Source organism: Nostoc sp. NOS(2021), from assembly GCF_017115025.1.
In the GTDB taxonomy this organism is placed as follows: domain Bacteria; phylum Cyanobacteriota; class Cyanobacteriia; order Cyanobacteriales; family Nostocaceae; genus Nostoc.
Genome location: NZ_JABXKM010000142.1, coordinates 1 through 9,680, shown reverse-complemented (window position 1 = coordinate 9,680; position 9,680 = coordinate 1). Strand labels below are relative to the sequence as shown.

Below are 9,680 nucleotides of genomic sequence, written 5' to 3'. Positions count from 1 at the left end.
TACAAACAGACTTTCAACCCAGTCCCCAGTCCCCAGTCCCCAGTCCCCTGCTATAATTCTCTGACCGACAAAGACTCATGATACAGAGCAACTGAATGTATTTATAGCGATTGTTAATTTTGAATTTTGAATTCGGAGCGAAGCGACGTGACCTCTGCTGAATTTATATCCCCAACGCAGTTGAAAGAAGAATTCCAGATTGAGGGAATTAGAGAACCAAGTATACTGCGTTATTTTGAAACCTTAAATGCAGGAGAATTTGAGGCAACTGCTGCCTTGTTTGCGGTAGATGGTGTGATGCGTCCACCATTTGAATCTGATATTGTGGGGAAAGATGCGATCGCAGCCTACTTAAAACAAGAAGGCCAAAATATTAAAGCTTACCCCAACACAGGAATAGCCGAGACTTTAGAAAACGCTACAATCCAAGTGCAGGTAACAGGCAAAGCACAAACTTCATGGTGTAGTGTGAATGTCTTGTGGCTATTTATCCTCAACCAACAACGGCAAATTTTCTATACTAGAATTAAACTTTTAGCTTCCCCCCAAGAGTTATACCAATTCAAAATTCAAAATGAAGAAAGCCTGATTTAATCTGGGCTTCTAGGATTGTATCTGTGACATTTTTTTTCAAATTGGTGTTACTTTCTTTGCGTCGTGAAAAGTAGCAAATAAGTATAATAGCTTAGGCAATATTTGATTATACCCAAAACAAAATCTAGTCATCTAAAATTCGGATAAATCATATTACTTGAAAAATAGTAACTTTTGTCTATTGGACTAATTCCGGTAAAGTAGCTTCTAACTTGAGACAGTTGGCACCATCAACCTGCAACTGATACTCTACCTTATCCATAAGACGATTCATAATCATCCAACCATAACCACCTTCTTGTTTTTCCATAGGGTTTGGAGCGTAGTAGGTAGACATATCAAAGCCTTCGCCGTAGTCCCAAACTTCTAGGGCAAGCTCCCGGCCTTTGAGTTCCAAACGCAGTAAAATCGGTAAATTTGGTTTCTCCTTGTGGGCATGACGGACTGCATTTGAGTAGGCTTCCACCAAAGCCAGCCTCAAACGACTTGATTGCCGTGACCAATCCACAGAATCTCCTAGCTGGATTTTCAAACATCCCAGCAACCAGTTTTCGACAATATTAAGAAAATTCAAGTCACTTGGTACATGAAGCTCACTTTTCATTACTTACAAAATCTCCAGTGAAAGTATAGTTTGATCATCTTCTTGAACCTGGTTATCTGCCTGGATGCGAGCTAGTAAATGGTTAAGAGAAAGCGGTTGTTGCTCTTGTTGTAAGAGTTGCCAAAGTCCATCTTGATTCAGCATAGAACGGTTAACTGGCTCAACGCCAGACTCGGTTTTTATTGCTGAATCAGAATTATTTGATATCATTGCTTCTGTAATTCCATCGCTGGCTAGTAACAATGTGTCTCCAGCAGCAAGAACCAAACGACCAGACTCTGCCTGCCACTTAGGCAAGATCCCCAAAGGAATGCTGCGGACTTTGAGGTAATTGGGATTGTCGGCTAAAGCGTCTTGGCGTGACCATAACAGTGGATAGATATGACCGGCATTAGTGTAGACGAGTTCCTTAGTGGTAGGGGTATAACAGGCTAAGACAAGGGTGATAAAATAATTGTTGCTAATTAAATCTTCACTCAGAGCGTGGTTGAGGTTCTGCATGACCACATTCGGCTCGGCTGGTGTTTCTTGAGATAATTCCCGGCGCAAAACTGAAATAATACTAGCCATAAATAAAGCAGCTGGAACCCCCTTGCCAGAAACGTCACCCACTGCTAACCACAAGTCGCCTTTGGGATGAACAAACACTTCAAAAAAATCGCCTCCTACTTCCCGCGCTGGGTAACAGCAGGCTTGCACCTTGACACCTTTGATGTCAGGTAAAGTTTGGCGTAGCAAGTTGTATTGAATTTGGCGAGCCACCTCCAACTCATTGTGAATCTGCTCTTGCTTTTCTTGGAGGCGCTGGTAGAGTTTTGCTTGAGAGAGAGCTAAGGCTGCTTGTTCAGCAACACCTGCAATCAGTTGGATGTCTTCGTCTTGCCAGGGGCGATCGCGTCCCCATTGGTGGAGGGCCAGCACAGCCAAGAGATGCTGCTGGTAGCTAAGTGGCACAACTAGGTGGTGAGAAGGATTACCGTTATATACATCTTCAGCAAGTTGATAATGACGGGTTTCCAGCACCTTTTCAATTAAAACACTGGGGTCGAAGAAGAAATCTGATACATCGGATTGAGGATCGCGGTAGAAAAACTGGTCTTGTGTGAGGCGATCGCCCTCTACTGGACTGAGCAAGCAACTGGTAGCTTCAAATGTTTGTCCAATAGTTGCTACAATCTTTTGCAGCATACTGTCGTAGTCTAAAGATTCCCGAATTGCTGTTGTTACCGCATTAAACAAAGATTCTCGCCGTAAAGCCCGACGCAATTCTTGCGTGCGCTTCTTAACTAGGCGATATATATCAGTGGCTTGCTCAACTAAGGCTCTGAGCCGATCCGGATTCCAGGGTTTAGTAATGTACTTGAATACCTGACCGGAGTTAATCGCATCCACCAAATCCTCGACATCAGTAAAACCAGTTAACAAAATCCGAATCGTGTCTGGAAAGCGCTCTACGGTGCGACTCAAAAATTCAGTGCCACTCATTTCTGGCATTCTTTGGTCAGAGATAATCACCGCCATCTCACCAAATTTCTCCAAGATTTCCAGAGCAGCAAAGGCATGATTGGCTTTATATACTTGAAAATCTCGCCTAAAAGTGCGGTAGAGTAAGTCTAAGTTATCTGGCTCATCATCTACCACCATGAGCTTAAGTTTTTCGACCCCGATCTCAGGCATATTTGACTTTAATTTTCACATATTTGAATGGCGAGATAGTGTGATGTTTATCCCACCTGATAAATAACAGAAAATCAGAGAAGCCATTCACTTTGAAAATATAACTTTCTCAAAGTTGTGAGTTTCCCTTGATCATCCTCAATTGCTCAAAACCAAAATTAACTTTATCCAACCAACCCAGAACGCAAGGCGCGGACTGCTGCTTGGGTACGGTCATCGGCACATAGCTTATTCAAAATATTGCGAACGTGAGTTTTAACAGTCCCAACGGTGATGTAAAGTCTTTCCGCTATCACTGCATTACTACAACCTTCGACAATCAACTGTAACACTTCTAACTCCCTTTCTGTCAGGGTGTAAGGTTGAATTCCTTCCAGATTCTCAAAAGAATCAGAGTTAGGGGCAATTGTCTTGGTATTGGCAAAAGCCGATTCCAACTTTTGGGGATTTTGTTGCGCTTGTTGTAATACAATCCGAGCGATCGCCGGATCGATCCAGGCGTTGCCATTGTAAGTTACTCGTACTGCTTCCAGCAAATTATCGAATTTGATATCTTTCATACAGTAAGAGTCTGCGCCAGCGGCAAAAGCTGCCAACACCGCTTCTTTGTTATCCCGCAGCGTCAAAATTAACACCTTTGTGACTAGTTGCTGCCCATTAGTAGTAGCTTTTACCTCCCGTGTCAGCTCAATGCCATCCTTATCTGGTAAACCAATATCTACAATGGCAATATCTGGTTGTACCATTTTTAACATCTTTAGTCCCTCAGCAGCATTGGCAGCTTCACCTACAACTTCAATTTCATTCTTTTGCTGTAGTGCTGTGCGAATACCTACACGAGTTAGGTCATGATCTTCAATCAGAGCGATACGAATTTTACTCATAGCCAACTTCAGCCCGTTACACTACCTTAACCATAAAGTCGAGTTTCGTGACATACTCCCACACTAACTGGCAGCAGTATAGTGGGGGCTTCTGTTCCCGGAACCAGAGTTGCGAGTTGAGCGTTTTATACTGAGTGAATATTACACTTTAACAATAAAATTTGTACTGGTTCAGTCCAAGTACAAGCGCCCAAGACTAATTTAGTTTAATTATGCTTTCTATTGTTGCAGGGTAATGGGGAATCTCTCCTGCCTAAGTTCTAATCTAAAAAAATTTGATAAACTTAACATTCAAGGAAATCTGGTGTGAGGGTTATACCAAATTGGAAATTACTTAACCATACCTATTCAATCTTGCTTACTCTGAGGAGGTTTTTCTTGTTCAGCAATCAAATTATCCAAAAACGTTCTTAATATTTCCTGCCAGCCACAAATAGATTTAACCTTTTCCCTAACACCTGGCGCAACTTTCAACTCTTAGTGGCGTTTGATCATAGGGTACGCTTTTTTGAGGTTTGAACTTTACAGTACTCATGGAGTATAATATCTGGTATACTAGATATTATACTCACAAGATACAGATAAATGCTCTTAGGTTTCAAGACGGAGTTGAAACTGAATAACTTGCAGCGTACCCAGTTATTACAGCATTGTGGAGTGTCGCGTCATGCTTGGAATTGGGGACTTGCACTAACCAAACAAATCCTTGATCACAATCAAATCAACCCAATTGAGAAGATAAAGTTTCCTAGTGCTATTGACCTCCACAAGTGGTTGGTGGCGTTGGTAAAGCCTGAATACCCTTGGTATTATGAATGCAGTAAATCGACACCACAGGAAGCGTTAAGGTCATTAAGGACAGCTTGGGATAGATGCTTTAAGAAAATATCCGGTGTTCCTAATTTCAAGAAAAGGGGTCTAAGTGATCGCTTTACAATTGAAGGTGCTATCAAAGTAATTGGTTTGAGCAAAATCCAAGTACCCAAAATTGGTATCCTCAAAACCTATGAGCGATTACCTCAACTTAATCCGAAATCAGTATCAATATCTCGCCAAGCAAAGAAATGGTTTATTAGTTTCAGATTTGATGTTGAGCAGCAAGAATGTAGCAATACAAGTATTATAGGAGTTGATCTCGGAATCAAAACCTTAGCTACCCTTTCCAGTGGTGAAGTTATTGTTGGCTGTAAATCTTACTGCTTCTTTGAGGCAAAACTTTCTAGACTCCAGTGGTTAAATCGGCATAAAATTAAAGGTTCAGCTAACTGGAAAAAAGCACAGATAGAGATAGCTAGGGTGCATAGGAAGATAGCCAATATTCGCAAGGACACATTGCATAAACTCACGATTTATCTGAGCAAGAACCACGCGCAGGTAGTAATTGAGGATCTGAATGTGCGCGGGATGATGGCTAATCACAAACTAGGCAAGGCCATCGGCGACATGGGATTTTATGAGTTTCGCCGTCAGTTGACTTATAAATGCGAACTGTACGGTTCTAAACTTGTGGTGGTTGATCGCTGGTTCCCTAGTAGCAAAACCTGCTCAAATTGCGGTACTAAAAAAGAAACTCTTCCACTTAAGGAAAGGGTTTTTGAATGCGGACATTGCAGCTTTGTCCTTAATCGTGATCTCAATGCCGCGATTAATTTGTCAAAAGTCGCCAGTTAGGTGATGTTAGCCTGTGGACTGGTGGATGCCGACATCTCCAGAGTGAAGCAGGAAGTAAACACGCTCATTTATCTACAATCTTTCTTGCAAGAGTTTGGTTTAGATAACTTTGGATAAGTTTTATATAACGGTTACTCAAGAATAGGCTATGTCTAACGGCAATCAAGCATTTTCAGTGTTGGGAATACCAGTTCATGTGATGGCTAACTATCCAGGCTGGTTGTTAGAATGCCTGCACGCAGGCAAAGGAACTCATGTAGTAACGCTCAATGCAGAAATGATTATGCAGGCAGAGCGAAATCAATTCTTAGCTCAGGTGATTAAAAATGCTGAACTAGTGATTCCAGATGGAGCCGGGGTTGTTCTGTATTTGCGGTGGCTGTTATGGCAAAAAGTCCAGCGTTTTCCGGGGATTGAATTAGCAGAAAAACTTTTGCAAGAACTTGGGCAACAGAAGACAGGAGCAAAGGTATTTTTCTATGGAGCAGCGCCTGGAGTGGCATCAATTGCGGCAGATTTTTGGCAGCAGCAAATTCCAGATTTGAATATAGTAGGCACTCACTCAGGCTACCATTCCCCAGAAGAAGAAGCACAATTGCGACAAACTCTCGCTCAATTGCAGCCACAAGTGATTTTTGTCGGTTTGGGAGTACCACGTCAAGAGTTATGGATTGCCGAAAACCGTCATTTGTGTCCCCAAGCAATTTGGATTGGCGTCGGTGGCAGTTTTGATATTTGGTCGGGAACTAAAACTCGTGCCCCCGCCTGGTTAGGAAATAATAATTTGGAATGGCTATATCGGCTTTATCAAGAACCTTGGCGTTGGCGGCGGATGTTGGCTTTGCCAGCGTTTGCTGTAAAAGCGTTTGTTTATCGTTTGACAGCAAGGGGTGCAATTAGTTAAGAGTTTTGGGTGTTATTACTTAGTTAGTATTAAAGTCTTCAAAAAATTTAAAATTTTCTTTGTTGAATTTTAAATTCCCAGGCGAAACCTGGGAATCCTTATTTTGAGAGGAATGTCACATCTAAGCGGCAAACTGTTTGATGTGGGTATGAGGAAAATTTAACAATGCCAGTATTAACAACTCAAGTTAAGAAAGACAAATCCTTTCATAAAGAGGACAGTGAAACTCAACAGTACGGTAGCAATACTACCGCAAAGGTGCAATTGCAATCTGTAACCAAGACCTATACTAATGGCTGTCATGCCTTGTTAAATGCGAACCTTGAGGTAAAAAAGGGAGAATTTCTGTTTATCACGGGGCCAAGTGGTTCTGGTAAATCAACGCTCTTGAAACTGCTGTATGGCGAGGAGTTACCCACACAGGGACAAGTAATTGTTGATGATTGTAATGTAGCGGGTTTACGGGGCGATCGCTTGTCATTATTGCGGCGACGGATTGGCATTGTGTTTCAAGACTACAAATTGATTACCCAACGAACAGTAGCGGAAAATGTGACTTTTGTGCTGCAAGCTCAAGGGTATACACGTAAAGAAATTCAACGACGCCTAGAACCAACCTTGAAATTGGTGGGTTTGCTGAATAAAGCTGACTGCTTTCCAGATCAACTGTCTGGGGGAGAGCAACAACGGGTGAGTATTGCCCGTGCGATCGTTGGCACACCACCGCTGCTGTTGGCGGATGAGCCTACTGGAAATCTCGATCCAGATAATTCCTGGCAAGTTATCCAGATTCTCCAGAAGTTAAATTCCTTTGGGGCTACGGTAATTGTTACCACCCACGATGAACAATTGGTGCGGCGGTGCAATCATCGGGTAGTGCAAGTTCGCAATGGACGGCTGTCTCGAAAATAAGCATTGGGGATTGGGCATTGGGCATTAATTAGAACTCATCATTTAACCAATGACTAATGACTAATGACTAAAAAACATGGTGTTTGACTTTTGCTGATACGGGTATGAAAGTTAATGCTGTTTTGGGTGCTAGGACTTGTAGGCGATCGCAGGCTTGTAAACTCTTAAAAGCTGCCTCTCGAATCACAACTTCCTCCTCTCGACTGAGTAGGAGTTGCAAGCATTCGATAACATCTTGCTGCACTGAAGAATCAACTCGCTTACGGCTGATGAATTTAGTTAGTTGACGTAGGGCAATCAATCGCTTCAATGGATCTTTTTCTGTTAAATTGACCAACAACTGATCGAGGTGGTCTTCTTCTCGATTTTCATGGAAGTTGACAATTTGCCATACCAATAAAATTAAAGTTAACAGGGTTCCCACACCTTGCACAATCGCACCAGTGGCAATCCAGGGACTGTGAGAGTCAACCCAAATTGCAACTGCCATGTAAGTGCTGACAGTACCAAGACCACCACTGATGACTGCTAAGGTTAACCGACGATTTGAACTGTTTAAGAATTTACGTATCTTAGACCAGTGCAATTCCCAGTCCCACTCTTGCATTGAGTAAACCAATACCATTATCCCAACGCCGATTAAGAGAGCCAATAGCAGTATCCAGTTCCACAACAACATGGCAACAACGATTGTCAAGAACCCAAGAAAGCCCCCAGGCCCAGAGAAACGCTTAAATGTTTGCTGCTTTGTGGCTCCCTTTGTCTTGAACTTTGTCAGCGGCCAGTTCCATTTGGGGATCTGGTTGATCAGTTGCTGCCAAGAAGACGAAGCCTGTGCCACAGTGTTTACCTACTTGATTACGAAGTTACCTATTGTATAAGTTTTACTAGGATGAAGAAAGGGTGAAGGCCCAAACCACAAGATGCCCGGTTTTCATGGACGGATAGTAGACTAGTACAGCACGGCGGAAATTAAGATACCATTTTAAATGGCTCAGAGCAAGGGCATCAAGGCTTTTTAAATTTTGAATTTTGCGAATGCGGTACTAGGCTGTTCGGTACAGTCGTTGTCGTACTCTAAAGCAGAACTCGTTCGACGTTTGGCAAAGCCCTTCCAGTCGGGTAGGCTAAAAAATTAATCACACTTAATTAATTTATACTTCATACGTTTGGCAGTGCCTTGTTTTTGTTAAATGTTTTGTTCTCTATCGCTCAGTCAATATCTGCATTAAATATTAATGCACATTGTCCCATCAGGTTTAAGAATCTTACATCTGCTAAATCGACTCTTATAGAGACGGTGCGTTTCATGATTAATAATCGTTTTGCTCTTGCAGCAATATTTCATAATGCGGATAATGTTAAATGATCGGGCAGACGCTCGAATACTCGCTACCGCAACGCTTACGAACCCCATCATTTAACCATGCTTACAAGTAAACTCAGCGAGTCCCTCACGAAACTCGCTGGTCTTCAAAACCGTGCTTGAAAGTTTCCCTTCACACGGCTCCTCAATGACTCGGCACGTTGTCATGTGTACTTCACAACTGAACCATCCTCAGTTGTCTTTTCATCGTGGCAGTGTCTGTGTAATATCTGGAGATTTTTATATTCGTCTTTACCTCCCAAACTTTTGGGGGTTTTGTGGTCAATCTCCAGTACATCTTCCTCTCGGAAGTACATTCCGCAGTGGGTACATTTCCCTTTTTGTTCCTTTAGGAGTGTTGCCATCCTCTTAGTCACTTCTGGGTGATTCCCCATTCTTGTACTCCAGTAAATTAGGTTGCCATCGTAAGGACTGGCATCGCCTTTGACTTTCACATGAAGGATAATCTTTGTTTCCGCGTGTGACCGTAACCGCATCGGGTTTTTACCCTCCTGCCTGGTTGCGAATACCCAATTATCATCGCCTATGGTTTGCCAATATTTCTTTGACACCCATCCCCCAGATTTCTTGGGGTGGCGATGTTGCGCCCAAGCTTTTAGCTTTGGATACATGAGATTATCTAAGTCAGCAAAGATAACCTTACTTACTGATGTTGAGTAGTAGTTAGACCATCCTGTTATTACCGGATTTAGTCGGCTGATTAACGCCATTTGTGGCGCTGCTTTATGGTCGTCGATGATACTTGCTACTCGGTCGTAATGTATCTTTTGCTTTTCCTTGCTTGGGGTGATGATTGTCTTGAAACCTTGTTTTGAGTCGTATTTACTCACCTTCCACTGTCTTATGTTAAAACCGAGAAAATTAAACCCCGGTTTTTCTGACCCATACTCATTTAGGGTGTGGGTTAGACGTGTTTTGGAAGGTTTCAATTCCAGACCCATGTCTATTAACCATTCAGAGATTATCTCCCTGCATCTTTGGACAACGGTTATCAGTAAACCAAAAAGTTTTTCTCCAGAGAGCGATCGCTAAATACTTTGTAGCCTA

Annotated in this window: 9 protein-coding genes; 4 read left to right on the top strand and 5 right to left on the bottom strand. The window is 42.4% G+C overall.

All coding sequences use genetic code 11. The features are described from left to right. Positions 1 to 147: 147 nt before the first annotated feature. On the top strand, positions 148 to 594 hold the full coding sequence (locus HWQ41_RS18685; protein WP_292765882.1) for a ketosteroid isomerase family protein: 447 nt from the start codon (positions 148 to 150) through the stop codon (positions 592 to 594). A gap of 178 nt (positions 595 to 772) precedes the next feature. Here the strand turns inward: HWQ41_RS18685 and HWQ41_RS18680 are convergent, their stop codons facing one another. The 3 genes from HWQ41_RS18680 to HWQ41_RS18670 form a co-directional block, all read right to left on the bottom strand. Continuing rightward, on the bottom strand, positions 773 to 1,198 hold the full coding sequence (locus HWQ41_RS18680) for an anti-sigma regulatory factor (protein ID WP_292765879.1): 426 nt from the start codon (positions 1,196 to 1,198) through the stop codon (positions 773 to 775). A gap of 3 nt (positions 1,199 to 1,201) precedes the next feature. Continuing rightward, positions 1,202 to 2,875 carry a SpoIIE family protein phosphatase gene (locus HWQ41_RS18675; protein ID WP_292765878.1) on the bottom strand — a complete coding sequence of 558 codons (1,674 nt, stop codon included), beginning with the start codon at positions 2,873 to 2,875 and terminating at the stop codon, positions 1,202 to 1,204. Between the two features lie 164 nt (positions 2,876 to 3,039). Continuing rightward, on the bottom strand, positions 3,040 to 3,759 hold the full coding sequence (locus HWQ41_RS18670) for a response regulator transcription factor (RefSeq protein WP_292765876.1): 720 nt from the start codon (positions 3,757 to 3,759) through the stop codon (positions 3,040 to 3,042). Between the two features lie 585 nt (positions 3,760 to 4,344). Between HWQ41_RS18670 and HWQ41_RS18665 the strand changes: the two genes are divergently transcribed. The 3 genes from HWQ41_RS18665 (at position 4,345) to ftsE (ending at position 7,246) form a co-directional block, all read left to right on the top strand. Continuing rightward, the gene (locus HWQ41_RS18665; protein WP_292765875.1) at positions 4,345 to 5,430 is read left to right on the top strand and encodes an RNA-guided endonuclease TnpB family protein; all 1,086 of its coding nucleotides are present in this window, start codon (positions 4,345 to 4,347) and stop codon (positions 5,428 to 5,430) included. Between the two features lie 148 nt (positions 5,431 to 5,578). Continuing rightward, on the top strand, positions 5,579 to 6,334 hold the full coding sequence (locus tag HWQ41_RS18660; RefSeq protein WP_292765873.1) for a WecB/TagA/CpsF family glycosyltransferase: 756 nt from the start codon (positions 5,579 to 5,581) through the stop codon (positions 6,332 to 6,334). A 165-nt stretch (positions 6,335 to 6,499) separates the two neighbouring features. After that, complete coding sequence (ftsE, locus tag HWQ41_RS18655) at positions 6,500 to 7,246, top strand: cell division ATP-binding protein FtsE (protein WP_292765871.1); 747 nt, start codon at positions 6,500 to 6,502, stop codon at positions 7,244 to 7,246. Between the two features lie 67 nt (positions 7,247 to 7,313). On the opposite strand, the gene HWQ41_RS18650 is transcribed toward ftsE, so the two are convergent. Further along, positions 7,314 to 8,087, bottom strand: a complete 774-nt coding sequence (locus HWQ41_RS18650) for an armadillo-type fold-containing protein (protein WP_292765868.1) — start codon at positions 8,085 to 8,087, stop codon at positions 7,314 to 7,316. Between the two features lie 689 nt (positions 8,088 to 8,776). Further along, positions 8,777 to 9,463, bottom strand: a complete 687-nt coding sequence (locus HWQ41_RS18645) for a group II intron maturase-specific domain-containing protein (protein ID WP_292765866.1) — start codon at positions 9,461 to 9,463, stop codon at positions 8,777 to 8,779. Between the last annotated feature and the right edge of the window lie 217 nt (positions 9,464 to 9,680).

What these genes read in the sequence shown, in the direction of transcription:
- HWQ41_RS18680 (WP_292765879.1), bottom strand. Translation starts at nt 1,198, where the DNA reads ATGAAAAGTGAGCTTCATGTACCAAGTGACTTGAATTTTCTTAATATT.
- HWQ41_RS18675 (WP_292765878.1), bottom strand. Translation starts at nt 2,875, where the DNA reads ATGCCTGAGATCGGGGTCGAAAAACTTAAGCTCATGGTGGTAGATGAT.
- HWQ41_RS18670 (WP_292765876.1), bottom strand. Translation starts at nt 3,759, where the DNA reads ATGAGTAAAATTCGTATCGCTCTGATTGAAGATCATGACCTAACTCGT.
- HWQ41_RS18665 (WP_292765875.1), top strand. Translation starts at nt 4,345, where the DNA reads ATGCTCTTAGGTTTCAAGACGGAGTTGAAACTGAATAACTTGCAGCGT.
- HWQ41_RS18660 (WP_292765873.1), top strand. Translation starts at nt 5,579, where the DNA reads ATGTCTAACGGCAATCAAGCATTTTCAGTGTTGGGAATACCAGTTCAT.
- ftsE (WP_292765871.1), top strand. Translation starts at nt 6,500, where the DNA reads ATGCCAGTATTAACAACTCAAGTTAAGAAAGACAAATCCTTTCATAAA.